This is a genomic window from Pedobacter sp. MC2016-14 (assembly GCF_020991475.1).
Lineage (GTDB): Bacteria > Bacteroidota > Bacteroidia > Sphingobacteriales > Sphingobacteriaceae > Pedobacter.
Genome location: NZ_JAJMPA010000001.1, coordinates 148,583 through 172,699 on the forward strand (window position 1 = coordinate 148,583; position 24,117 = coordinate 172,699).

Genomic DNA, 24,117 nt, shown 5'->3' on the forward strand with positions numbered 1-24,117 from the left:
GGAATATAATTCAAGCCTTATCGTAAAGATTCGCTAGCATCAAAGCATCTATTAGTTGTCGTAACAATCGCAGAGTTGAGGAATGTCTATCTGTTTTGGATGTTCATCAATTTCATAAGCAAAGAACACGTTGGTGAATCAAAGCCAAAAAACCTTACCACTTTGACATACCGAAAATAAGAATTAGTCTGGACTTCCCGTGCGCTGTCCTTTTATAATACCAGGTTCAGTTTGCTTTCCTCCTTCTGCTTCAGGCTTTGTTCTTCTCTGGAAGTTTCTGTATTGGTATTTTTCAACAACTGACAAGAGGAAAGCGAGATTTACCCACGTATTGTTAGAATGAATAAGGAGTAGCGATTGACACAAATTACCTCGGGCAAAGGCCTGGGGTAATTATAGTTCGATTGTGGTTCTACCGTGGCTAATGAATACCAGCACTAACATATGGGTATTGTAGGACTTGGCTAGGTATCAGCTACCTCTGTGGACCTAGATCAGACTTAAACAAATGTATCCCTAACTGAATCGCAAAAGGCCTGTATAAAAAGGTTGATTTAATTAAGATTAAACCACTATTCAACTAACTTAATATACTGGTGGTAATGTTTTTATAAAATACATTTTTCCATTCCCAGATTGTTAAATCCCCAAATGAATGGGATTCTGTGCCATCAAATAGCTTTTGCCTAATAGCTATTGACTTTGAGAACTAATTTATAATGTTTAATAAACGTTTGAAAATCTAACTACAACAATTACCAATCTGACTACTTTTTACAGTGCGGCGATGAGGAAGTTTGTACTTGAAATTTATTCAGTGTTAAAAACAATTCAAAAAAGAATTATGCAAAAGAGAAAATTAGGAAATAGCGGGTTAGAAGTTTCCGCATTAGGCTTTGGCTGTATGGGCTTAAACTTCCTGGATGGCAAAGGTCTTGATAAAAAAGATGCCATAACACTACTACACAATGCAGTTGAAAGAGGTATCACATTTTTTGATACCGCAGAAGCCTATGGGCCTTATACCAATGAAGAACTTGTTGGCGAAGGGTTACAGCCTTATAGAAAAGACGTTGTTATAGCAACAAAATTTGGATGTAAAGATGCTAAACCAACGACAGGTTTAGACAGCAGGCCCGAAACTATAAGGGCAGTAACCGAAGCATCTTTAAAGAGATTAAAAACGGATTACATTGATTTGCTCTATCAGCATAGAGTAGATCCTAATGTACCAATAGAGGATGTTGCTGGTACAGTAAAAGACCTGATACAAGAGGGTAAAGTAAAATATTTCGGTTTATCGGAAGCAAGTGCAAAAACCATTCGCAAGGCACATTCAATTCAACCGGTATCAGCATTACAAAGCGAATATTCTTTGTTTTGGCGTGAACCCGAAAATGAGATTATACCAACATTAGAAGAACTAGGAATTGGTTTCGTTCCGTTCAGTCCTTTGGGCAAAGGCTTCCTCACGGGTATAATAAATAAAAAATTAGCGGATGTCGACCGCAGAAATATTATTCCCCGCTTCAGCGAAGAAAACATAAAAGCCAACCTGGTTTTGGTGGATGCACTTTCAAAAATCGCCGAGCAAAAAAATATTTCAACCGGACAATTAGCATTGGCTTGGCTCTTAGCTCAAAAGCCCTGGATAGCACCCATACCAGGCACTACAAAATTGCATCGTTTGGCCGAAAACATTGGTAGCACAAACATTGTGTTAACAGCTGATGAACTTGCAAAAATAAACACAACAGTCAATGGAATTACAATTGTAGGCGACCGCTATCCTGAAGTTTTAGCAAAACAAATAGACAAATAAAAACGAAGAACAATGCAGAATATTGAAGGAAAAGTAATAGCCATTACAGGTGCAAGCAGCGGAATGGGTAAAGCCATTGCCATAGAATTAGCCAAAATATGGAAAATCTAGCCATTAGTCCCGATGCCATTGCCAATGCGGTTATCTATGCCATTAGCCAACCGAAAGATGTTGAAGTTGGTGATATCGTGATTCGCCCGTCAAAACAAAATTGATTAAATTCGTAAACGAAATGCAGCAACAATCAAACATCAATCAGATTAAAAGTATATCGCAATTGATGCGTGTCTTGGGATTTCCTTCGCCATTGCACCCATTAATCACTTTGGTTGATTACAATAATGTCTCGATTGATATGTTTCCAAAAGGGCAAAAAGTGAGTCTTGATTTTTACAAAATTTCATTTAAGCCAACATTCACAGGGCACATAAAATACGGACAAGGCTATTACGATTTTGAAGAAGGCGGATTGGCATTTTTGAAGCCAAAACAAATTGTTTTTTCACCTGAAGAAACAGAAAGCTATGAGGGGATCGCCTTGTACTTCCATCCGGACTTTATCCGAAATTACCCATTAGGAAGCACAATAAATCAATTTGGATTTTTCTCTTACGACGTTTCGGAGGCCTTGTTTCTATCTGCAAAAGAAAAAGAGATCATAGCCAATCTATTTACTACAATAGCCAATGAACTAGGTAACAACATTGACAGTTTCAGCCAGGATGTTCTGGTGTCGCAAATAGAATTGTTATTGAACTACAGCAACCGTTTTTACAACAGGCAATTTTTGACGAGGAAAGCCGTCAACCACGACATCATCACTTCTTTGGACAAACTTTTAAACAGTTATTTTGCAACAAACAGTCTGAAAAATGGTTTGCCATCCGTGAAATATATCAGCACAGAATTAAAGCTATCGCAACGCTATCTGAGTGACATGTTGAGTTCATTGACTGGGCTAAACACACAACAATACATTCAAAACGCAATCATAGAAAAAGCCAAAGAAAAATTATCAACAACAAATCTTTCCGTTTCGGAAATTGCTTATGAATTGGGCTTTGAACATTCACAATCATTCAGCAAACTTTTCAAGACGAAGACAAATGTATCACCTTTGGAGTTCAGAAACTCGTTTAGTTAAAAACATGGATCAAGCGGAAACAGGGATCAAGCGGAATTGAGCCATAAACCAAAAAAGCCTCACATTGCTGTGAGGCTTTCATTTTCTCTCCCGAGAATGTTTTAGCGACCGCAGGTTGTAAATGTGTATTTCGTTTTTTTCAGCCTTGCCTAATATAGCAACTTATTAGTTAAGCTGGATTGAATCCATTTCGAAAAGAAATAAGGTTGAAAGAAGGAGATATTACATTTATTATGAATTATTTATTTAAAATAAGATGGCATCACGATCTCCAATGTGCTTATTAATTGGTACCGTTTGAATATTTGCTGCTTTAGCCCTTATTGCAAGGATTGTTGCATCAATAATGTCATCTAGTTTTACAGCTTTTCTTTTTGTAGTTTTTAATGTTTCTGTAATTACTTGAATATAGTTTGAGTCGTTTTCGTTGATAATTTTTAATCTATCATCAGCACCTTCAGGTAATGACTTTTTTGAAAGTAAAGGCTCACAGTTATTAAGAAAATAAAAGCAAAGTTCTGGATGTGCTTCAAATAACGGAACATCTGGTCTCTGGGTGATAAACAAGATAGCTTCTTTTATTTTACTACATATATTCCAACTTTGTTTTGATAAACCTTTACCAAGATGCAACCGATTAAGTTGACTCGCTTCAATGTAATCAGTAGCAAATACCGCACTTCGATGTGGTGTCATGAATATAGACGCCCGTTTGCGTGAACCTAATAGCAATTGAGCAGCTATTTCACACGACCTGTAACATTGATCAGCAAATTCAAGTGGGATATCAATTAAGGCCAACTTAAAGGAAATATTAGGCAAGTCTTTTAGAGAGGACAAGAGAAGATGGCTTAATTTTCCATCTCTATCAATTATTGCAACGATCCAACCGCCCCTGCATCCGTCTATACCTACATAAGTCATAATTTTGTATATGATGTTACACCAAATGTACTGTCTAAAATTTGCCGCTTGATCCAAAACCTACAGAAACCAAAAAAGCCTCACATTGCTGTGAGGCTTTCATTTTGGCTCCCTCTGCTGGGCTCGAACCAGCGACCCTCTGATTAACAGTCAGATGCTCTAACCAGCTGAGCTAAGAAGGAGTGCTGGTTGTCCTAAAACGGCTTCTGGCTAGTGTTAAGAACATAAAGCCTTGTTCGTTTTGGGAATGCAATATTAGGGGTTTTAATTTATTTATGCAATATTTGTAGTGAAAAAAATGAAAATAATTTTTAATTAATTTATATGAGCCTGATAATCATAGGAACTGTAGCATTCGATGCCATTGAAACTCCCTTTGGAAAAACCGATAAAATAGTGGGAGGTGCCGCTACTTATGCAAGTTTAGCCGCTTCCTACTTCTACAATAAAGTCAAAATAGTGGGTGTTGTGGGTGATGATTTCCAAAAATCCGACATTGATACCTTCTCAAAGCACGGTATAGATACCGAAGGATTGCAAATTAAAGAGGGTGAAAAATCATTTTTCTGGTCGGGCAAGTACCACAACGACATGAATAGCCGCGATACCTTGGCTACGGAATTGAACGTACTGGAAAACTTTGATCCCATTATCCCGGAAAGCTATCAGGACTGCGAATACCTCATGTTAGGCAACCTTACCCCTATTGTACAGCAAACTGTCATCAAACGTCTTAAAAACCGTCCAAAATTAATTGTTTTAGATACCATGAACTTCTGGATGGACATCATGATGCCAGACCTGCTGGAAACCATCAAACTAATTGACGTATTAACGATCAATGATGCCGAAGCCCGTCAGCTTTCAGGAGAGTATTCATTGGTAAAAGCAGCGAATAAAATTTTAACCATGGGACCAAAATACCTGATCATTAAAAAAGGGGAACATGGCGCATTGCTCTTCCATGAAGACAAAGTATTCTCTGCACCTGCACTCCCATTGGCAGAGGTCTTTGACCCTACCGGCGCAGGAGATACTTTTGCCGGCGGATTCATCGGGTATTTGGCTAAAGTTGGCACCATCAGCTTCAACAACATGAAAAATGCCATCATTTATGGCTCTGCATTGGCGTCATTTTGCGTGGAGAAATTTGGCACAGAGAAAATCATTAACCTTACAGATGCAGAAATTGAAAGCCGCATCAAAGAATTTGTAAACCTAAGCTCATTTACCATTGATCTTTAAGCAGATATGCCTTTTTACACAAGCCATTCAACTCAAACTGAACGGCTTGTTTTGTGTATTATATTTCTCAAAATGAGATAAAACGAGGAACAAAATCCTCATTTATACACACAACCCACAATTTATCAATACGAGTTACAACACACAAAACCCATAAATACAAGCACTTACAAGCCCAAAAACAGCCATTATCATCAAAATGTAAAAGACATTCCATGATTGTTTAAGAATGGAGTGATGATTGTAAAAGAGTTCTAAAATATTTTGTCATGAACCCCAAACGTTCTCTTCTGTTTTTTATCCTGGCAATAGCCTGGAACTTTACCTTAAGTGCGCAAACTACGCTGGTTTCTTACACCGTTGAAAATAAAAACAGCATAAACTTAGGTACCAGCAAAGGCTTCGTGAACAATTTAATTGACAGTTACAAATTTAAAAAAGGAGTTCCAATAGATAGTTTTACCCTTTACAATACTGCAGTTTTACCATTGGCCCGGGTTTCAAGAAATACCTACAAGAAATGCGCATCACGTGTATATTCTAAATTACTTAAAAATCCAATCCCGGAAGGCCCCGGAAACATCTGCGTGGACAAAACAGGATGTGTTTCTACCTACGCTTATGTAATTTCTTCTTCCAGAGACATCAACTCCATAAACTCAGCCTACGAAACACTAGTTAATAAAATGAGTAAAACTGTAGATCCAAAATACATTGTAAACAACAAAGATGGAGTAGCCATCAACATTCCAGATTCAGGCGCTATTATAAATATCCGTAAAATTGATGCCGGCCAATGGCATGCCCTTAGTATCAATTTTAACTAAGGCGCCAATTTACCTACCACGTTAAACTTTTCAAACACTGCGTCTGTGTGCGGCGCGTCAGCAAGTTCATCCGTAAGGTCCTGCCCTGCCCAATGCTCGTAATGCTTTCCATTTCTCCACAAACGGCTTTCAGCAACATCATAAATCAAACCTTTAAAGGCTACCCAAATTTGCGGTTTATCCTCACCATTGCGGAGGGCCAGTTGTTGCTTTGTATACACGGGAAAATCGGTCATAATTTTTAAATATAAAAAAAGCGTCTCAATAAATTGAAACGCTTTTAAAATATGTTTTAAATAAACCTACACCTATACAATCTCGGCACCCAAGATGTCTTTAGAATAAGTTTTAAGGTACTTTTTAAGAATCTGACGTGCAACATGGATCCTGGTTTTTACGGTACCCATTGGCACTTCCAGCATATCTGCAATTTCATGATATTTATAGCCTTCAAAATATTTAATAAAGGGCACATAATATTCTGGCTGCAGGGTAGCTAAAGCTTTATTGATATCGCCCACAATAAATTTGCTCTCGCTCGCATTAGCTGTAGAACTAAAAAACAAATTAGCCGATGAAATTTCGTCTGCCTGAGTAATCAAAGCATTGGTTTTAACCAGTCGTCTGTAGTTATTGATAAATGTGTTTTTCATGATGGTAAACAACCATCCTTTTAAATTTGTACCCTCTTTAAATTTGCTGTAGTAGGTTACTGCTTTCAACATAGTATCCTGCACTAAATCATTTGCATCTTCAATGTCTTTTGTAAAATTTAACGCAAATGACTGTAAGGAACCAGAATGGTCATTAAGCTGAAGGTTGAACTCATTTTTTGTCATAATGTTTAAGCTTTAAAGGTTAAAAAGGCAAACAAACAGCTTCTGATGTTGTGGCGAGCTCAAGTTTGTTTAATCTTGTATACTAAACATTATACAATAGGTGTACCAAAAAGGCAAATCCTAAAAAAAGACTTAAAAAAGGTCAAAAATCACAAAATATTTACTTCCCGCTCCAGTTTTACCCCAAATTTATGTGCTACAGCGTCGATAATGGATTCTGAAAAACTATACACTTCCTGTCCCGTAGCCCCACCATTATTCACCAGTACCAATGCCTGGTTCTTCCAGGTCCCTGTATTTCCACTAACCATTCCTTTAAAGCCACATTGCTCTATTAACCAGCCTGCGGCCAGTTTAACGCAACCATCTCCAGCGGGAAAACTCACTAAATCTGCAAATAGCGCTTTAATCCTGATGTACTCCGCTTCGGTCACAATAGGGTTTTTGAAAAAGCTACCCGCATTTCCAATGGTGGATGGATCTGGCAATTTACTAACCCTGATTTCTGAAACAATTGCCGAAATATCAGCAATATTAGGATGAACAATCCCCCTTTCAGTAAGCAGCTGTTGAATAGCACCATATTGTGTATTGATTTTAGCTTCAGTAGCCAATTTAAAACTTACCTCTGTAATGATATACTGCCCTTTAAGCTCATGCTTAAACACGCTTTCACGGTAGGCAAAATGACAAGCAGCATAATCAAACTTTTCAATTTTCCCTGTGGGGATATGAAAAGCCCTACAGGATTCAAAGACATCTTTTAACTCTACACCGTAAGCGCCAATATTCTGGATCGGTGATGCACCTACAGTACCGGGTATCAGGCTCAGGTTTTCCATACCAGCATATCCATTGCGCACACAATACTGCACAAGATCATTCCAAACCACACCGGCACCCGCAGTAACAGCAACAACATGATCTGAAACTTGTGAGGTTATACCCGGAATACTCACCTTCAGTACCAAGCCCATATAATCTTCGGTAAAAAGCATATTACTTCCACCACCTAAAACCAGCAGTTTATTTTCCTTAAAAACAGACTGGGCACTTAGCTCCACCAGGTCATCTTCCGTAAATATTTCAGCAAAAAACCGTGCTTTAACGTCGATGCCAAAAGTATTATATGCTTTTAAAGAGAAGTTTTCCCGAAGTAGATACATATTGTTTTAGGATTTATTTGCTGCAAATGTAAAGAAGTAATCCAGTAAATCGGGAATGATTAGCACCGCCGACCATAAATGATGTTAATTTAAATACTCAAAAAAATTGCATATTTACAATTCTGTTTATTTAAGCAGTCTCCTTTGCCAATGACGCAAGGAAGAAATGAACTTTATGGAAAATCAGGATAAAAAAAGACTTTTAATTATCAATGCTGCTTTAAAAAGATTCGCCCATTATGGATTGGCAAAAACAACCATGACGGAAATAGCGAAAGACATTGCCTTCTCTAAAGCACTCTTATACTATTATTTCCCAGACAAACTGAGCTTGTACGTAAGTGTAATTGAACACCTTATGCACGCCATCAGCAAAGACATTTTAAAATCTGTTGAAAAAGCAGAGACCTGTACAGAAGCCATTCTTACGTTACTTCAAAAAAGACAAGCCTATATCCAGAAGTATTATAATTTAATGGAATATGCTAAAAATGCCGGACCTGAATTACCAGAAGGCTTGCAAGAAAAGTTTAATATAGCAAGAGCATTTGAGTTGAAAATCATCTCCGGATTACTCATCAAAGGCACAGAAAACCACGAATTCTACCTTGACGACCCCATAATTACTACAGAAATATTTATCGAAGCATTGGCAGGGCTGCATTTCAACATCTTAAATAAAGACAGAAACATATTTCCTGGCAAAGACCAGTTTAAAATGATCTTTATAAAAGAACAAAAATTTGCTAACATTTTTCTTTCAGGCTTAAAAAACAAAATATAAAGTCATATTTTTGTCACATTAATAACGTATTATTAGATTGCTTCTTTAGTAGTTTGTCTTAGCTGTACTTTTGACCTTATCAATAAAAAAGTCAGAAAGTAAAAAGGTAGAATGGTAGAGACAGATAAAAAAAGAGAAAGTATTATTGATGGTGCTATAAAACGATTTATGCATTTTGGCATCAATAAAACAACGATGAATGAAATTGCAGATGACCTGTCAGTTTCTAAACCTTCGTTATATTATTATTTCCCCGACAAAAGCAGTTTAATTTTGGGGGTAGTGGAAAGAATTTTCACTGATTATTTTGAAGCACTAAAAAAAGATTACAAAGAAGGCGCTCCCCTTGATACAACACTTAATAATTTCATTGAAATCAGACACCGCTTTTTTCAGAAATATTATATGCTACACTTATCAAGCGGCAGTAATGACGCAACATTGAATTCAGATGAAATCAAAAACTATGTGATGACCCGGAAAGGGGAAGACCTGCGGTTTCATGCAGAGATATTTCAGTATGCGGCAGATCATCAAGGCATAGAACTTGACGACGCTTATAAAATTGCAGATCTGTACATTAGCAGTTTAATGGGAATTACGTCCCTCTGCATTATGCATGGAAATAAAGAGCTCTTTCCAAGCAAAAAGGAACTCAAAAACATACTGGAAAGGCAGCTTAGCCTTTCCAAAATATTTATCAAAGGACTAAGAAAGTAAAGACCACAAATTAAAACAGAATGGAGAGTAAAAATAAACCGATGAAATTGATCCCGCTGTTGCTGCTGGGTTTGATGTTGTCAAATTTCACGTATGCGCAGCAAACGCTTACATTGAAGGAGGCATTGAATTATGCAGTGCAAAATAACAATGAAGTACGTAAAGCGAAACTGGATATAGAAAAAGGCAGATACAAAGTTGAAGAAGTGAGGTCACAAGCTTTGCCGCAGCTAACCGGAACAGCTGGCCTCAACTACAACCCGGTAATTGGGCAACTTATATTTGCAGGAAATGCCGTTCAGATTGGCAACAAATGGAGTTCTAACTCAGGTGTACAATTGTCACAGCAACTATTTAACCAACAAGTTTTCACAGGCTTGCAGGCGGCTAAATCCAGTGAGATTTACTATAATTTAAATTCGCAATATACCGAAGAACAAACCATTGAAATGGTAGCCAATAACTATTATCAGGTTTTAGTAAATAGGCAACAATTGAATGTTATTGACACCAACATTAAAAATGTAGGTATTGTTGAAAAAATTATAGCAAACCAGTATAAAAATGGTTTAGCAAGGAAAATTGATGTAGACAGGATTAGCGTTAACATGACTAACCTAACCACACAGCGCGAGCAAACATTAAATGCAATTACATTGTTAGAAAACCAGTTAAAGTATGCCATGGGAATGCCGGTAAGTACAATTATTTCTCTGCCAGCTGCCGAGCTGACTCAAGTAAGACAACTGCCGGAATTAGCCAGTTCATTGTCTTTTAGCAATAGGACCGAAATTAAAATATTGGATATCAACAGGAAATTACTGGAATTACAACGCAAAGCTTATGTATCAGAATATTATCCAACACTAGCATTATCTGCTAACTATACCTATGCCTCTCAAGGTGATAAATTTGATTTTATTGGGTCCGGCCCACTGTCAGTAGGTTACGGAGCATCAGCAATTGGGTTAACGCTTCGGGTACCGATATTCAATGGCTTTTTAACACGTTCTAAAATTCGTCAGGCAGATGTAGACATTAAAAAAGCCGACGAAGATCGTTCCAATACTAATAATGCTTTAAATCTGGCTTATGAAAATGCAAAAATACAGCTACGCAATAACTTGAATACAATTAATGCACAGCGTAAAAATGCAGATTTGGCACAAGAGATTTATACAAGCACCCAAAACAATTACAACAATGGTTTGGCAACTTTAACCGACCTTTTAGATACAGAGAATGCTTTAACCTCAGCTCAGAATAGCTACACACAGGCTTTACTTAATTACAAAATTGCCGAAATACAACTCATCAAATCTAACGGAAATATAAAATCACTATTACAATGAAACCATCATGATCTTTCAAAATCACACTTCGAATGATTAAGATCATAATAGCTTCATCACAAATAAAAAACAAACTATAAACAGATGAAAAAAATAATCATAGCAATCCTGGTAATTGCTGTTACTGGAGGAGTAATTGCATATGTACTGACCAACAATAAGAAGAAGAACGCAGAAAAAACTGCAATCGTGGCTCAGGGAAGTGGTGCTGTCAGCGTACGTACTGCATCCATCAAAAAAGAAGCTGTTGATCTTGATTTCAGCGTAAACGGTGTTTTTGCGGCAAACCAGGAATTGGATTTCCTTTCTGAAAATGCCGGCCGTGTAAGTAAAATATTTGTAGACGAAGGCGACCGCGTGAGTAAAGGACAGGTGCTGGCGAGGATTGATGCAGAGATTATCAATACGGATAAAGAAACTGCACAGGCAACCCTTGATAATGCAATAAGGGATGAAGCAAGGTATGCAAGTTCTTTTGCCACTGGCGGGGTTACCCAGCAGCAATTGGATCAGGCTAAACTAGCGACTAGAAATGCACGTTTAAGGCTACAAAGTTCTGCACGCCGTGTTAGCGACGCCAATATCAAATCTCCAATCAACGGAATTGTTAACAAAAGATACATTGAAGTGGGTGCTTTTGTGAATACCCAGGGCACAAAGATGTTTGAACTGGTTGATGTATCAAAGCTAAAGCTGAAAGTAAATGTAAATGAAAACCAGGTGGCCAACTTAAAAATCGGCGATGCTGTGCAGCTTAAATCAAATGTTTTCCCTGCCGATGACTACACAGGAAAAATTACTTTTATTGCAGCAAAAGCAGATGCCTCATTAAATTTCCCTGTAGAAATTTTGGTAGCCAACAATGGCAAACACGACATCAAAGCTGGCATGTATGGAACTGCCATCTTTAAATTCCCTAAACAAGCGCCTTTGTTGACTATTCCACGCGGTTCTTTTGTGGGTAGTGTGAGCAGCAACCAGGTATTTGTATTGGCAGATGGCAATAAAGCGAAACTTCGTAAAGTAATTGCAGGAAGAATCCTGGGCGAAAACGTAGAAATCATTGACGGCCTGCAAGAAGGCGAAACTGTAATTACAAGCGGACAAATTAACCTGGTAGACGGCAGCGCCGTTACACCGGTAAAATAACACATTATGATACTAACAGAAATATCCATAAAGCGTCCCAGCCTGGTTATTGTGGTTTTTACCGCATTAACACTAATGGGACTATTGAGCTACTTTTCCCTGAGTTATGAGCTTTTGCCCAAATTCTCAAATAATGTAGTCTCCATCTCTACCATTTATCCGGGAGCTTCGCCAAATGAGGTAGAAAATACGGTGACCAAGAAAATTGAGGATGCGGTATCCTCATTGGAGAACGTAAAGAAAATTAACTCTGTCTCGTACGAAAGCTTATCCGTAGTAACGGTAACGCTTACCGACAAGGCCAATGTAGATTTGTCATTGAATGATGCCCAACGTAAAATCAATGCAATTTTGGCAGATCTGCCGGAGGAGGTAAAAGCACCATCATTAAACAAGTTTTCATTGGATGATCTTCCGGTAATTACCATGTCTGCTTCGGCAAAGATGGATGATGCTACTTTTTACGACCTGATTGATAAACGAATTGCCCCGGTACTTTCCAGGGTTTCTGGTGTTGCTCAGGTTACACTTGTAGGCGGGCAGGAACGTGAAATTGAGGTAGGTTTAGATGCTGATAAAATACAAGGTTATGGCTTATCAGTTCCTCAAATTCAGCAGGCTATTTTAACCTCCAATCTGGACTTCCCTACAGGAAGTGTTAAAACCAACAACGAAGACATCTTAATTCGTTTATCTGGTAAATATAAAGATGTAAATGAACTTAGAAACCTGGTGGTTTCTACCAGCAAAACAGGTGCGCAAATCCGTTTGAGTGACGTTGCCGATGTTCAGGATACGCAAAAAGAAGTGGAGAAAATTGCCCGTATTGATAGAAACGGTGCAATCGCCATTCAGATTGTGAAGCAAACTGATGCAAATGCGGTGGAGGTAAGTAAACAAATGCATAAAGTGATTGCAACCTTGATGACAGATTACAAAGCCAATGATTTGAACATCAAAATTGTAAACGACAGTTCCATTTTTACCTTAGAATCTGCAGATGCGGTAATCCACGATTTACTGTTGGCTATTGTACTCGTAGCTTTTGTAATGCTTTTCTTCCTGCACAGTTTACGTAATGCGGCCATTGTAATGGTATCCATTCCCGCCTCGTTAATTGCAACCTTTATTGGAATCAGTTTATTTGGTTATACCTTAAACCTGATGTCCCTGTTGGGCTTATCATTAGTGGTAGGGATCCTGGTGGATGATGCGATTGTGGTACTGGAAAACATTTACCGACACATGGAGATGGGTAAAAACCGTGTACGTGCGGCTTACGATGCAACAAGCGAAATTGGTTTCACCGTAGTTTCCATTACATTGGTAATTGTGGTAGTATTCTTCCCAATTGCAGTTAGTACAGGATTAGTATCCAACATCCTTCGCCAATTTTGCGTAGTGGTTATCATTGCTACCCTTTTGTCATTGGTAGCTTCATTTACCATTGTACCCCTATTGTCTTCACGCTTTGGAAAGTTAGAGAAAATAGAAGGTAAAAACGTATTTGGCCGTTTCATTTTATGGTTTGAGAAGCAACTGCACAAATTTACCGTTTGGATTACAGGTATCTTAGAATGGACGCTGCGCCATAAAGCAATTACTGTTATAGGTGTATTTATGCTGTTGATCAGTTCATGCGGATTAACTATAGGTGGTTTTATTGGTACGGAATTTTTCCCTAAAAGTGATAAAGGTGAATTTTTAGTGCAAATTGAATTGCCTAAAGATGCCTCTATAGAGAAAATGAACCAGTATACTCAAAAAGCAGAAGAGTTTTTGGCCACTAAAAAAGAGATTACCCAAATGATTACCACTGTTGGACAGGCCAGCGGTGATATGGGTGGTACGCAAGCTACGGCATACAAGGCAGAGATTAATGTTAAGCTGGTAGACCGCAGCAAAAGAGAAGAATCGAGCATTTATGCCACTAAAGTGAGTCGCGAACTGGCAAAATATTTAGTTGGTGCAAACGTAAAGACGGTGCCAATCAGTATTTTGGGTATCGCAGAAAATGCGCCGATCCAGCTGGTGGTAACCGGTGCAGATTTGGATAGCGCCTTAAAATATGCCGAAGCAGCTAAAGAAGTACTGGCCGGAATTGAAGGTGCCGCCGAAACAAAACTATCTGTAGAAAAAGGTAGCCCGGAGATTAACGTACAGGTAGACCGTGATAAAATGGCTGCTTTAGGTCTTACTTTGCAAACTGTAGGTTCTACCATGCAAACTGCATTTAGCGGAAATACCGACGGTAAATTCCGTAAAGGCGAATACGAATACGACATCAACATCAGGTACCAGGCTTTTAATCGTAAAAACATTGACGACGTAAGAAACCTGATCTTTATTAATACCAACGGCGAGCAAGTTAAACTATCGCAGTTTGCAGACATTAAAGAAGGCGCAGGCCCTAGTCAGCTGGAACGTAAAGACAAAAGCACCTCTGTAACTGTAAAAGCACAATCCATTGGTCGCCCTACAGGTACGGTTGTATCAGATTTTGAAGATAAACTGAAATCACTTGAAGAATCAGGCAAATTGAAACGGCCTCTGGGTGTAAGTTATGTATGGGGTGGTGACCAGGAAAATCAAAGTGAAGGTTTTGGAACCTTAGGCATCGCTTTATTGTCATCCATCATCCTGGTTTACCTGATTATGGTTGCCTTGTATGACAGCTTTATTTATCCGTTGGTGGTAATGTTCTCCATTCCTTTATCTATCATAGGTGCTTTATTAGCCCTTGCATTAGCTAACCAGTCGTTGGGTATCTTTACCATATTAGGTTTAATCATGCTGATTGGTTTGGTGGCAAAGAATGCGATTATCCTGGTAGATTTTACCAACCAGATGAAGAAAGAAGGAAAGACTACACATGAAGCACTAATTCTAGCTAATCATGCACGTTTACGTCCAATTTTGATGACCACCATTGCCATGGTAATTGGTATGCTTCCTATTGCCCTGGCAAGTGGAGCAGGTGCAGAATGGAAAAACGGATTGGCCTGGGTAATTATTGGTGGATTAACCAGTTCATTATTCCTAACCCTGATTGTGGTTCCGGTAATGTATCAGGTGTTTGACAATCTGTTAGACTACTTTGGTTTCAATAAGCCAGGCAAAACAGTAGAAGAGCTGATGGTAGAACCATATGACCACAAAGAGGTTCATGAATATGACCTTGAGGGTGGTAACCATATTTAATTCTTTATGAGCATAAAAAAAGCAGCGTCTAATGGCGCTGCTTTTTTTATGCTCAATCATTACTGCAGGGTGTTATTGAATGGCTTTAATCTTAGCTACAATCATGGTGATAAAAAACCCAAAACATCCTATAATGGCATAAGAATACCTTAAACTAGAAAGTGCAGAAATATAACCAATTAATGGAGGTCCCAAAAGGAAACCGAAATAACTTACCCCAGAAACCATAGCTAAAGCCATTCCCGGAGCTATTGTTTTGTTATTACCCGCAATAGTATACAACATGGGTACAATTCCAGAAACGCCCACACCTACCAGCATAAAACCAATAGTAGCCGGAATTAAAAAAGGGAACAGTACAGAGGTAAACATACCTGTAAAGACCATGATGCCGCTAATTTGCAGCCAGCGCTTACGTCCAAATTTTTGAATCATTCTATCACCCAAAAACCTGCCGGTAGCCATCATAATCATAAATGAGGTGTAACCAAGCACCACATAAGCAGAAGGTGCCATTACAATCTCTTTAAAGTAAACCCCGCTCCAGTCAAACATCGCCCCTTCTGTAGCCATACTACAGAAACCGATGATACCCAGTTGCACCAATGGGCCAGAAGGCAGTACAAATAACTTGCCTTTTTCTTTCTTAGCGGCTATTTTTTGCCCAGGTATCAAAAAACGATAATTGACAAGGATGTGTAACAAAACCCCGACTGCAATGATCCAGAAATGAGCATACGGACTTTGATGGAAGTTAATTAGCAATAAACCCAGTAACGCACCACTAAAACCGCCCAAACTCCATGCACCATGAAAAGAAGTCATAATGGGTTTGCCGTAGGTTTGCTCTGCAGCAACAGCTTGAGTATTTAAAGCCAGATTGCACATATTACCTACAACACCAAACAGAAACAAAGCAAAAAACAAATGCCAGCCAGTAGTAGCCAGGCCCATATTGGTTAGCGCAAGTGCATACAAAGGAGCCGTAGCAACCAGCATAGTACGACTGCCCAGGGCGGTTACCAGTCTGCCAGACAGCGGCATGGTTAACAACTGCCCCATAGGCAAAGCCAACAAGATACTACCCAATTGGGCATCAGATAAATTTAAAGTGTGTTTCAGGTCGGGGATACGGCTTGCCCAGGAGGCAAAACAAAGTCCCTGTCCAAAATAGAACAGGGACACCGCCAAACGCATACGATTTAGACTCGTCAAATTAATAAATTTTAAGCAGGCTTAAAAAAGCCTGCAGGGGTTTAAATATGGATAGCTCTGTTATCAGTAGCAGCCATAGCTGCTTCTTTCAAGGCTTCAGTATAAGTAGGGTGTGCATGACAAATCCTGGCAATATCTTCTGCAGATGCGCGGAATTCCATAGCTACAACAGCCTCAGCAATCATATCAGCTGCACGCGGACCAATAATGTGTACCCCCAACACTTCGTCAGTTTTAGCATCAGCCAATACTTTCACAAAACCATCGGTATCCATACTGGCTTTTGCACGACCACTGGCTTTGAAAGGGAAAGAGCCCGCTTTGTAAGCAGTTCCGGCAGCTTTCAACTGCTCTTCAGTAAAACCTACTGCAGCAACTTCAGGCCAGGTATAGACCACACCCGGAATTAAATTGTAATTGATGTGTGGCTTCTGACCAACAATACGTTCCGCAACATAAATACCCTCATCTTCTGCCTTGTGCGCAAGCATAGCACCTTTAATCACATCGCCAATAGCATACACACCAGGTACTGTAGTTTCTAAATGATCATTTACCGGAATTTTACCCCCGCGCTCTTCAGTAACAATACCAATATTTTCTAAGCCTAAGCCAGCAGTATAAGCCGTACGACCTACAGCAACAATGCAGTAATCTGCCTCTAAACTTACTTGCTCACCTTTAGCATTTTCTGCAGTAACCGTTACTGATTTACCTTTTGTAGTTGCACCTGTAACTTTATGGTTCATGTAAAACTCCATGCCCAAAGATTTCTTAAGCACACGCTGTAATTCTTTACCCAAACCAGCATCCATTGTAGCAATGATAGATGGTAAAAATTCAACTACAGAAACTTTAGTTCCCAAACGTGCGTATACAGAACCCAGCTCCAAACCAATAACACCACCGCCAATAACCACCATGCTTTTTGGCACTTCAGTAATATTTAAGGCTTCAGTAGAGGTGATAATTCTTTTTTTATCAATAGGTAAAAAAGGAAGCGCAGTAGGTTTAGAACCCGAAGCGATAATTACATTTTTTGTGGTGATGGTTTCCGTACTGCCATCAGCCTTAGTAATCTTAACCGTATTTTTATCAACAAAAGACCCCACACCTTCAAAAGCATCAATCTTATTTTTCTTAAACAAATATGTAATTCCGGCAGTATTTTGTGCCACAACATCATTTTTGCGCGCAATCATTTGCGGCATATTTACTTTTAAACCTTTAAGGTCTATACCATGGGTAGTAAAAGTATGGGCAGCATTATGGTAATGCTCTGAAGAATCCAACAGGGCTTTAGAGGGGATACAACCTACATTTAAGCAGGTACCGCCATAAGTCTTATACTTTTCTATAACAGCTGTTTTTAAGCCTAATTGAGCACATCTTATTGCGCCAACATAACCACCAGGACCAGAACCTATCACAACGACATCGTATTGCATATTCTAAGAGTTTTTTTGTGCCACAAAGTTAGTAAAACCTATATAGAAATAGGACATCTTATCAGGTGTTTATGACAAAAAAATGGACTATTAAGGTATTCGGACTTCCTTCTCCGCTTTAAAAACAAAGAAATAGTTGGCGCTAAAGTTCCAAAAGAAAACCAGCAGCACAGCAATGGCCTTACTTAGGTAAAAATTGAGCAGCAACAAGTTATCCAGCACATAGATGATACCGGAATTTAGCAGCAAGCCAATCAGCGAAACCACGATAAAAGCGCTGAGCTGTTTGCCAATACCGGCTTTCTTATCTTTAAAGGTCCAAAGTCTGTTGATGAAGTAGTTGCTAACCACAGCAGCAGTAAAACCAATAGCGTTGGCTACAAATTTATTCACATGGAATTCGTCTTTAAAAAGCCAGGTAAGACAAAAATCTACGATCAGGCCAGACGTACCTGTAATACCAAACTTAATTAGTGCAAGCAGCCTTGGAGGAATTAAAGACCAGAAGTAAGTAACACTGAATTTTTGCTCAGGCATCGCTTGGTGTTCATGTAAATTTCAAAGGTACAAATGATATCAAAGATTTTTAATTTTTTGTAAGTTTAAGGCTTAATATTTCAGCTTCATGCTTCACCTTAAATCCCTATTGGCACTTTTACTATTGAGTACTCAATTGCCTTCTTATGCACAAAATACAGATTCAGTTTTTGTACGCGAAAACTACACTAAAATTGAACGCAGCATTCCCATGCGCGATGGTGTAAAATTGTTTACCTCTATTTACATCCCAAAAGACCAAACAAAAAAATACCCTTTATTAATTAACCGAACCCCATATACCGTTGCCCCTTACGGTGAAGATAAGTATAAAACCAGTCTTGGAAATTTCCCAGCTATGATGAGGGAAGGATTCATTTTCGTTTACCAGGATGTGAGGGGCCGCTGGATGAGCGAGGGCACTTTTGATGACATCAGGCCACAGGTTGTTAATAAAAGAAGCAAAAAAGATATAGACGAGAGTACCGACACTTATGACACGATTGATTGGCTGGTTAAAAATGTCAAAAACAACAATGGTAAAGCAGGGATTTATGGCATATCTTATCCTGGCTTTTATGCTACCACATCTTTGCCAGCTGCACATCCTGCCTTAAAAGCGGTGTCTCCGCAAGCACCCGTTACAGACTGGTTTATTGGAGATGATTTTCATCACAATGGTGTTTTATTTGCAATGGATGCATTCAGTTTCATGACCACTTTTGGGGTGCCAAGACCTAAACCAATTACGCCAGAAAAAGGACCTAATAGTTTCCGGTTTCCTATACAGGATAGCTATCGTTTTTATCTTGAAACAGGTTCCGTTAAAAACCTGAAGGAAAAATACCTGGCAGACAGTATTAGGTTTTGGAACAACTTATTTAAACATCCTAATCTGGATACCTTTTGGAAAGCCAGAACAATACTGCCACACCTTACAAATGTTAAACCTGCTGTAATGGTAGTGGGTGGCTTCTTTGATGCAGAAGATGCCTATGGAACTTTTGCTACCTACAAAGCCATAGAAAAACAAAATCCCTCAGCAAACAATATTTTAGTTGCGGGCCCCTGGTTTCATGGAGGCTGGGTACGGAGTGCGGGAAGTAAATTCGGTGACATAGAATTCGGTCAGCCTACGAGCACTTATTACCAGGAAAATTTTGAGTTGCCTTTTTTCAAACACTACCTCAAAAGCAATACAGATTTTAATGTGGCGGAAGCTAATGTTTTTGTAACCGGCAGCAACGAATGGAAAAAATTTAGTGCCTGGCCGCCAAAAGAGACCATGCTTAAAACATTATATCTCCAACCTAACGGAAGGCTAAGTTTTGAAAAAGTACAAAGAACAGACAGCTGGGATGAGTATGTGAGCGACCCCAACAGTCCTGTACCTTATCAAAATGGAGTGCAGGCAAAGAGATCACGGGAGTATATGATAGATGACCAGCGTTTTGCAGCACAAAGACCTGATGTTAAAGTCTATCAAACTGAAGCATTAGCAGAAGACATCACCCTTACTGGACCAGTACTTGCAAACCTGGTTGTATCTACTACAGGATCTGACGCAGATTATGTAGTTAAACTCATAGACGTTTACCCGGAAGATGCCCCGAACCCTACCCCAAATCCAAACAATATAATTATGGGAGGATATGAGATGTTGGTTCGTGCAGAAATTATGCGTGGAAAATACCGCAATAGTTTTGAAAAACCAGAACCTATTGTTCCGGGAGAAATCACAAATATAAACTACGCACTACCCGATGTTGCCCATACCTTTAAAAAGGGCCACCGCATGATGGTTCAGATCCAAAATTCATGGTTTCCTATTGCGGACAGAAACCCGCAGAAATTTATGGACATTTACCAGGCAGACCCAGGTGATTTTCAAAAAGCAACACACCGGATTTTTCATGACCGTTCAAATGCCTCCTCTCTTACTTTAACAATTCTTAAATAAGAAGCTGAGCCATCAGCCTAAAAACAATTTTACACAGATGAAATCATTTATTTACAGTTTCCTTATTTTAATGTCACTGGCCTCCTTATCAAAAGCACAGCTGATAAGCCCTAAAAATCAATATACCCGTGCTGATACTTTAAGAGGAATGCTTAGCCCCTTAAGAACTTGTTATGACATCAATTATTACCATTTAGACGTGAAAATTGACATTGATCAGAAACTCATCGGCGGCAGTAATGAGTTTGTTTTCACAGCCACACAAAATTTCAGCAAACTGCAGTTTGATCTCTTTAGCAACTTAAAGGTAGATAAGGTAATTTATAAAGGAGAGGAAGTTCCTTTTAGCCGGGAATTTAATGCGGTATTTATCAATTTCCCAAAGCCCATCAAAAAGGGTACTAAAGATAAATTTACGGTTTACTATTCCGGAAGACCTGTGATAGCCAACAACCCGCCCTGGGATGGTGGCTTCATTTTTAAAAAAGACAAAAACGGAAAACCCTGGGTTTCCGTAGCCTGCCAGGGTTTGGGTGCCAGCAGCTGGTGGCCCAATAAAGACCATCAAAGTGATGAAGTAGACAGCATGCTAATCAGCATTAGCATCCCCAATGGATTAAAAGAAATTTCTAACGGAAGACTAAGGTCTGTACAAGCTAAACCGACAGGATACACCCAATACAATTGGTTTGTAGCCAATCCTATCAATAACTATGATGTTACGTTTTACATAGGTGATTATGCACATTGGACAGACAACTATACCGGAGAAAAAGGACAACTGTCTATTGATTATTGGTCATTAACTGCAGATAGTGCAAAAGCACGCCCGCATTGGGACGCGGATGTAAAGCCTATGCTTAAATGTTTTGAACATTGGTTTGGCCCCTACCCTTTTTATGAAGATGGTTATAAACTGGTTCAGGCACCTCACCTGGGCATGGAGCATCAAAGCGCCATCGCTTATGGTAATGAATTTAAAAAAGGATATTTAGGGTCTGACTTGTCAGGAACAGGCTGGGGCCAAAAGTTTGATTTCATTACCATACATGAAAGCGGTCATGAATGGTTTGGCAACAACATTACCACTAAAGACATTGCCGACATGTGGGTGCATGAAGCCTTTACAACTTATTCTGAAGCCTTGTTTGTAGAGTGCCAGTACGGCAAAAAAGCAGGTACAGATTACGTAACGGGAATTCGGAGAAATATACAGAACGATAAACCCATTATTGGCCCCAGAGAGGTAAACAAGGAAGGCTCTGGCGATATGTATTATAAAGGTGCCAATATGATTTACCACATCCGTCAGCTCATGAATGACGACGAGAAATTTCGCAGCATTTTAAGAGGCATGAACAAAAAGTTTTACCATAAAACGGTAACCGGAAAAGAAATTGAGCAATACCTCAGTCAGCAGAGTGGCTTAGACCTGAGTACGGTTTTCAAGCAATACTTGTATCAGGCTGCTGCTCCGGTTTACAAGTAAAAAAGGATTAAAACTGAAAACCAATCACCCAAAGGTTCTCTACAAAATTGATTTTCTGGCTTGCTTTTTCTAGTTTATCGTTTCCTGTAGTATGTACGTTTTTCAAGTTGGTAGCACCAATTTTGGTGGTGTTTTGGACATAAAAGCCTTTAGTAATGTAGAACTTGAGACCAGCTTTAGCAGAAAACCCATATCCGGAAACATTCCAGTGATTGTTCCTGCCCTGGTTAAAAAGACGTACATCAGAGCGGGGAACCAACATCCCCCCACCAAGACCTGTCTCCATAGTCAATGAAGTTTTTCTTGAAGGCGCTACCCAGATATCATCATGCCTTTCAAATTCTATATTGGCATAATTAAAACCATCTGTATGTTCGTAAGTAAGTACATCGGGCGTAAGGTTAATCATTTGCCCGTTATAAGTACCGGCATAAGCACCTGTTGAAACAGAAGGCTCTGAAATTTGCGCACCAATGGTACCGGTAATGGCTACAGTTTGCGGAATATCTACTACGTATTTCATGTGGTCCCAGCCAATGGAAACACTATAATTATCTGCAAAAAAATACCCAACGCGGATGTTGTATTGAGGAATAGAAATTAGCGTAGGATTTAGATAGTCCCAGCTTAATGGCGACTGCCTGTCCTGGGCCGTTACGCTTTTCAAAGTAAAGTCATAACCCGGACCTGTAAACTTAATGTCGCTTTTACCATACCAGGAATGGTTATAACCCCAGTGAAAATAGAAGTCACCTTTCCGGGAGAAGTTCCGTTTTACTTCATTTCCGAACAAGCTTTTCCCTATTTTAACCTGTCCTGCTGATGCGCCAGTATTGTCTTGTGCGCTTAACTTTTTGCCAAATGCCAGCAAAAAGAATACTAAGTAAACTTTCTTCACGCGGCAAAAATAACACAATAAAAAACAAATATTTGTTACAACATCAATATTAATCGTTTAACCACAATTAAATGACATACGGTAAATACAGCGCATAAAAAAGCCCGCTAAAATTAATCAGCGGGCTCCTGTATACTAAAAAGATTAAACGCCTAACAGCAAACGTGCTGGGTCTTCCAACAGTTGTTTTACGCGAACAAGGAAACCTACAGATTCCCTGCCGTCAATAATGCGGTGATCGTAAGACAATGCCAAATACATCATCGGACGAACCACAACTTCACCTTTCTCTGCAATAGGACGCTCAATAATGTTGTGCATTCCCAAAATGGCAGACTGTGGTGCATTGATAATTGGTGTAGACATCATAGAGCCAAATACACCACCATTGGTGATGGTAAAAGTTCCGCCGGTCATTTCATCGATAGTCAATTTACTATCACGGGCTTTAGTAGCCAGTTCAATTACTGTTTTTTCGATTTGAGCTAAAGAAAGACTTTCTGCATTACGAATGATCGGAACAACCAAACCTTTTGGTGCAGATACTGCGATAGAAACATCTACAAAATCATTGTATACCAATTCTTCGCCGTCAATACGTGCATTTACCGCAGGGAAATCTTTAAGCGCTTCACATACCGCTTTGGTAAAGAAACTCATAAAGCCCAAGCCTACGCCATATTTTTCTTTAAACTGATCTTTGTATTTACCGCGCAGATCCATGATTGGTTTCATGTTAACTTCATTAAAAGTAGTTAGCATGGCTGTTTCATTTTTAACAGCTACCAAACGTTTAGCTACAGTTTTACGCAAAGGCGTCATTTTCTGTCTGCGTTCGCTTCTTGCACCAGCTACAGGAGCAGGACTTTCCGCTTTAGCAGGAGCCGCAGCAGCAGGTTTTGGAGCAGCAGCCGATGCATTTAATGCATCTTCCTTGGTAATTCTCCCGTCAACGCCTGAACCTTTAACAGCTGCAGCATCTACGCCTTTTTCTGCAAGAATTTTTCCTGCCGAAGGTGAAGGCGTACCAGTTGCATAACTGTCTTTGCTTTCCGCTACCGGAGCAGATTGTTTATCCGCAACTGCCGCAGGTTTTTCTTCAGCTGCAGGAGCAGCAGCAGCTTCGGCTTTAGGTGCAGCTGCACCACCATCTTCTATTTTACAAACTACAGCACCAATGGCTAAAGTATCACCTTCAGCAGCAACTGTTTTCAAAGTTCCAGCTTGTTCAGCAGTCAGTTCAAATGTGGCTTTATCTGATTCCAGCTCAGCAATAACCTCATCCATTTCAACTGCCTCGCCATCATTTTTTACCCAACGGGATAATACAACTTCTGTAATTGATTCTCCTACTGGCGGAACTTTAATTTCTATACTCATAACTGATGTATTTTATT

Annotated in this window: 21 protein-coding genes and 1 tRNA gene; 11 read left to right on the forward strand and 11 right to left on the reverse strand. The window is 39.3% G+C overall.

The window, feature by feature from the left end; genetic code table 11:
* Positions 1-183 precede the first annotated feature (183 nt).
* On the reverse strand, positions 184-306 hold the full coding sequence (locus tag LPB86_RS20825) for a hypothetical protein (RefSeq protein WP_255695465.1): 123 nt from the start codon (positions 304-306) through the stop codon (positions 184-186).
* 538 nt (positions 307-844) lie between these two features.
* Between LPB86_RS20825 and LPB86_RS00585 the strand changes: the two genes are divergently transcribed.
* A complete protein-coding gene (locus LPB86_RS00585) occupies positions 845-1,822 on the forward strand; it encodes an aldo/keto reductase (protein WP_230644269.1) in 978 nt (325 codons plus the stop codon).
* A 232-nt stretch (positions 1,823-2,054) separates the two neighbouring features.
* Complete coding sequence (locus LPB86_RS00590) at positions 2,055-2,966, forward strand: AraC family transcriptional regulator (RefSeq protein WP_230640519.1); 912 nt, start codon at positions 2,055-2,057, stop codon at positions 2,964-2,966.
* A gap of 246 nt (positions 2,967-3,212) precedes the next feature.
* Here LPB86_RS00590 and LPB86_RS00595 read toward each other — a convergent pair whose 3' ends face one another.
* Together LPB86_RS00595 and LPB86_RS00600 are read right to left on the reverse strand one after the other, a co-directional pair.
* Entirely contained in the window at positions 3,213-3,890 is a 678-nt protein-coding gene (locus tag LPB86_RS00595) for a DUF429 domain-containing protein (RefSeq protein ID WP_230640520.1), read from the reverse strand.
* Positions 3,891-3,995: 105 nt separating this feature from the next.
* Positions 3,996-4,072, reverse strand: a tRNA-Asn gene (locus tag LPB86_RS00600).
* Between the two features lie 142 nt (positions 4,073-4,214).
* Between LPB86_RS00600 and LPB86_RS00605 the strand changes: the two genes are divergently transcribed.
* Both LPB86_RS00605 and LPB86_RS00610 read left to right on the forward strand, forming a co-directional pair.
* The gene (locus LPB86_RS00605; RefSeq protein WP_230640521.1) at positions 4,215-5,135 is read left to right on the forward strand and encodes a PfkB family carbohydrate kinase; all 921 of its coding nucleotides are present in this window, start codon (positions 4,215-4,217) and stop codon (positions 5,133-5,135) included.
* 269 nt (positions 5,136-5,404) lie between these two features.
* Entirely contained in the window at positions 5,405-5,962 is a 558-nt protein-coding gene (locus LPB86_RS00610; RefSeq protein ID WP_230640522.1) for a hypothetical protein, read from the forward strand.
* Here LPB86_RS00610 and LPB86_RS00615 read toward each other — a convergent pair.
* The 3 genes from LPB86_RS00615 to murB all read right to left on the reverse strand — a co-directional run bounded on the left by LPB86_RS00615 (position 5,959) and on the right by murB (position 7,967).
* A complete protein-coding gene (locus LPB86_RS00615; protein ID WP_230640523.1) occupies positions 5,959-6,198 on the reverse strand; it encodes a cytochrome b5 domain-containing protein in 240 nt (79 codons plus the stop codon). The two genes, LPB86_RS00610 and LPB86_RS00615, sit on opposite strands and share 4 nt — an antisense overlap.
* A gap of 72 nt (positions 6,199-6,270) precedes the next feature.
* Positions 6,271-6,801, reverse strand: a complete 531-nt coding sequence (locus LPB86_RS00620) for an RNA polymerase sigma factor (RefSeq protein ID WP_230640524.1) — start codon at positions 6,799-6,801, stop codon at positions 6,271-6,273.
* 149 nt (positions 6,802-6,950) lie between these two features.
* Entirely contained in the window at positions 6,951-7,967 is a 1,017-nt protein-coding gene (gene murB / locus LPB86_RS00625) for a UDP-N-acetylmuramate dehydrogenase (protein ID WP_230640525.1), read from the reverse strand.
* A 175-nt stretch (positions 7,968-8,142) separates the two neighbouring features.
* Here murB and LPB86_RS00630 point away from each other — a divergent pair, with 175 nt between their 5' ends.
* The 5 genes from LPB86_RS00630 to LPB86_RS00650 all read left to right on the forward strand — a co-directional run bounded on the left by LPB86_RS00630 (position 8,143) and on the right by LPB86_RS00650 (position 15,173).
* Entirely contained in the window at positions 8,143-8,751 is a 609-nt protein-coding gene (locus tag LPB86_RS00630; protein ID WP_230640526.1) for a TetR/AcrR family transcriptional regulator, read from the forward strand.
* Between the two features lie 111 nt (positions 8,752-8,862).
* Complete coding sequence (locus LPB86_RS00635; RefSeq protein WP_230640527.1) at positions 8,863-9,471, forward strand: TetR/AcrR family transcriptional regulator; 609 nt, start codon at positions 8,863-8,865, stop codon at positions 9,469-9,471.
* A 20-nt stretch (positions 9,472-9,491) separates the two neighbouring features.
* Positions 9,492-10,823 (forward strand): TolC family protein, encoded by a 1,332-nt coding sequence (locus LPB86_RS00640; protein WP_230640528.1) that lies wholly within the window; start codon positions 9,492-9,494, stop codon positions 10,821-10,823.
* Positions 10,824-10,907: 84 nt separating this feature from the next.
* Positions 10,908-11,972 (forward strand): efflux RND transporter periplasmic adaptor subunit, encoded by a 1,065-nt coding sequence (locus LPB86_RS00645; RefSeq protein ID WP_230640529.1) that lies wholly within the window; start codon positions 10,908-10,910, stop codon positions 11,970-11,972.
* Between the two features lie 6 nt (positions 11,973-11,978).
* A complete protein-coding gene (locus LPB86_RS00650; RefSeq protein WP_230640530.1) occupies positions 11,979-15,173 on the forward strand; it encodes an efflux RND transporter permease subunit in 3,195 nt (1,064 codons plus the stop codon).
* Between the two features lie 72 nt (positions 15,174-15,245).
* Here the strand turns inward: LPB86_RS00650 and LPB86_RS00655 are convergent, their stop codons facing one another.
* The 3 genes from LPB86_RS00655 to LPB86_RS00665 all read right to left on the reverse strand — a co-directional run bounded on the left by LPB86_RS00655 (position 15,246) and on the right by LPB86_RS00665 (position 18,373).
* Entirely contained in the window at positions 15,246-16,388 is a 1,143-nt protein-coding gene (locus tag LPB86_RS00655; RefSeq protein ID WP_230640531.1) for an MFS transporter, read from the reverse strand.
* Between the two features lie 41 nt (positions 16,389-16,429).
* Positions 16,430-17,836, reverse strand: coding sequence for a dihydrolipoyl dehydrogenase (lpdA, locus tag LPB86_RS00660; RefSeq protein ID WP_230640532.1), 1,407 nt, complete (start codon positions 17,834-17,836; stop codon positions 16,430-16,432).
* Positions 17,837-17,926: 90 nt separating this feature from the next.
* The gene (locus tag LPB86_RS00665) at positions 17,927-18,373 is read right to left on the reverse strand and encodes a GtrA family protein (RefSeq protein ID WP_230640533.1); all 447 of its coding nucleotides are present in this window, start codon (positions 18,371-18,373) and stop codon (positions 17,927-17,929) included.
* Positions 18,374-18,461: 88 nt separating this feature from the next.
* On the opposite strand from LPB86_RS00665, the gene LPB86_RS00670 reads away from it, so the two are divergent.
* Both LPB86_RS00670 and LPB86_RS00675 read left to right on the forward strand, forming a co-directional pair.
* Positions 18,462-20,333, forward strand: a complete 1,872-nt coding sequence (locus tag LPB86_RS00670; protein ID WP_230640534.1) for a CocE/NonD family hydrolase — start codon at positions 18,462-18,464, stop codon at positions 20,331-20,333.
* Between the two features lie 37 nt (positions 20,334-20,370).
* Positions 20,371-21,822, forward strand: coding sequence for a M1 family metallopeptidase (locus LPB86_RS00675; RefSeq protein ID WP_230640535.1), 1,452 nt, complete (start codon positions 20,371-20,373; stop codon positions 21,820-21,822).
* A gap of 7 nt (positions 21,823-21,829) precedes the next feature.
* Here the strand turns inward: LPB86_RS00675 and LPB86_RS00680 are convergent, their stop codons facing one another.
* On the reverse strand, positions 21,830-22,720 hold the full coding sequence (locus LPB86_RS00680; RefSeq protein ID WP_230640536.1) for a hypothetical protein: 891 nt from the start codon (positions 22,718-22,720) through the stop codon (positions 21,830-21,832).
* Positions 22,721-22,864: 144 nt separating this feature from the next.
* Entirely contained in the window at positions 22,865-24,100 is a 1,236-nt protein-coding gene (gene odhB, locus LPB86_RS00685) for a 2-oxoglutarate dehydrogenase complex dihydrolipoyllysine-residue succinyltransferase (RefSeq protein ID WP_230640537.1), read from the reverse strand.
* Positions 24,101-24,117: the final 17 nt, after the last annotated feature.

Excerpts from the sequence above, each read along its gene's own strand:
- LPB86_RS00585 (WP_230644269.1), top strand. The coding sequence starts at position 845 with ATGCAAAAGAGAAAATTAGGAAATAGCGGGTTAGAAGTTTCCGCATTA.
- odhB (WP_230640537.1), bottom strand. The coding sequence starts at position 24,100 with ATGAGTATAGAAATTAAAGTTCCGCCAGTAGGAGAATCAATTACAGAA.
- LPB86_RS00645 (WP_230640529.1), top strand. The coding sequence starts at position 10,908 with ATGAAAAAAATAATCATAGCAATCCTGGTAATTGCTGTTACTGGAGGA.
- LPB86_RS00630 (WP_230640526.1), top strand. The coding sequence starts at position 8,143 with ATGGAAAATCAGGATAAAAAAAGACTTTTAATTATCAATGCTGCTTTA.
- LPB86_RS00605 (WP_230640521.1), top strand. The coding sequence starts at position 4,215 with ATGAGCCTGATAATCATAGGAACTGTAGCATTCGATGCCATTGAAACT.
- LPB86_RS00610 (WP_230640522.1), top strand. The coding sequence starts at position 5,405 with ATGAACCCCAAACGTTCTCTTCTGTTTTTTATCCTGGCAATAGCCTGG.
- LPB86_RS00590 (WP_230640519.1), top strand. The coding sequence starts at position 2,055 with ATGCAGCAACAATCAAACATCAATCAGATTAAAAGTATATCGCAATTG.
- LPB86_RS00670 (WP_230640534.1), top strand. The coding sequence starts at position 18,462 with ATGCTTCACCTTAAATCCCTATTGGCACTTTTACTATTGAGTACTCAA.
- LPB86_RS00640 (WP_230640528.1), top strand. The coding sequence starts at position 9,492 with ATGGAGAGTAAAAATAAACCGATGAAATTGATCCCGCTGTTGCTGCTG.
- LPB86_RS00635 (WP_230640527.1), top strand. The coding sequence starts at position 8,863 with ATGGTAGAGACAGATAAAAAAAGAGAAAGTATTATTGATGGTGCTATA.
- lpdA (WP_230640532.1), bottom strand. The coding sequence starts at position 17,836 with ATGCAATACGATGTCGTTGTGATAGGTTCTGGTCCTGGTGGTTATGTT.
- LPB86_RS00675 (WP_230640535.1), top strand. The coding sequence starts at position 20,371 with ATGAAATCATTTATTTACAGTTTCCTTATTTTAATGTCACTGGCCTCC.
- LPB86_RS00650 (WP_230640530.1), top strand. The coding sequence starts at position 11,979 with ATGATACTAACAGAAATATCCATAAAGCGTCCCAGCCTGGTTATTGTG.
- LPB86_RS00595 (WP_230640520.1), bottom strand. The coding sequence starts at position 3,890 with ATGACTTATGTAGGTATAGACGGATGCAGGGGCGGTTGGATCGTTGCA.
- LPB86_RS00665 (WP_230640533.1), bottom strand. The coding sequence starts at position 18,373 with ATGCCTGAGCAAAAATTCAGTGTTACTTACTTCTGGTCTTTAATTCCT.
- murB (WP_230640525.1), bottom strand. The coding sequence starts at position 7,967 with ATGTATCTACTTCGGGAAAACTTCTCTTTAAAAGCATATAATACTTTT.
- LPB86_RS00615 (WP_230640523.1), bottom strand. The coding sequence starts at position 6,198 with ATGACCGATTTTCCCGTGTATACAAAGCAACAACTGGCCCTCCGCAAT.
- LPB86_RS00620 (WP_230640524.1), bottom strand. The coding sequence starts at position 6,801 with ATGACAAAAAATGAGTTCAACCTTCAGCTTAATGACCATTCTGGTTCC.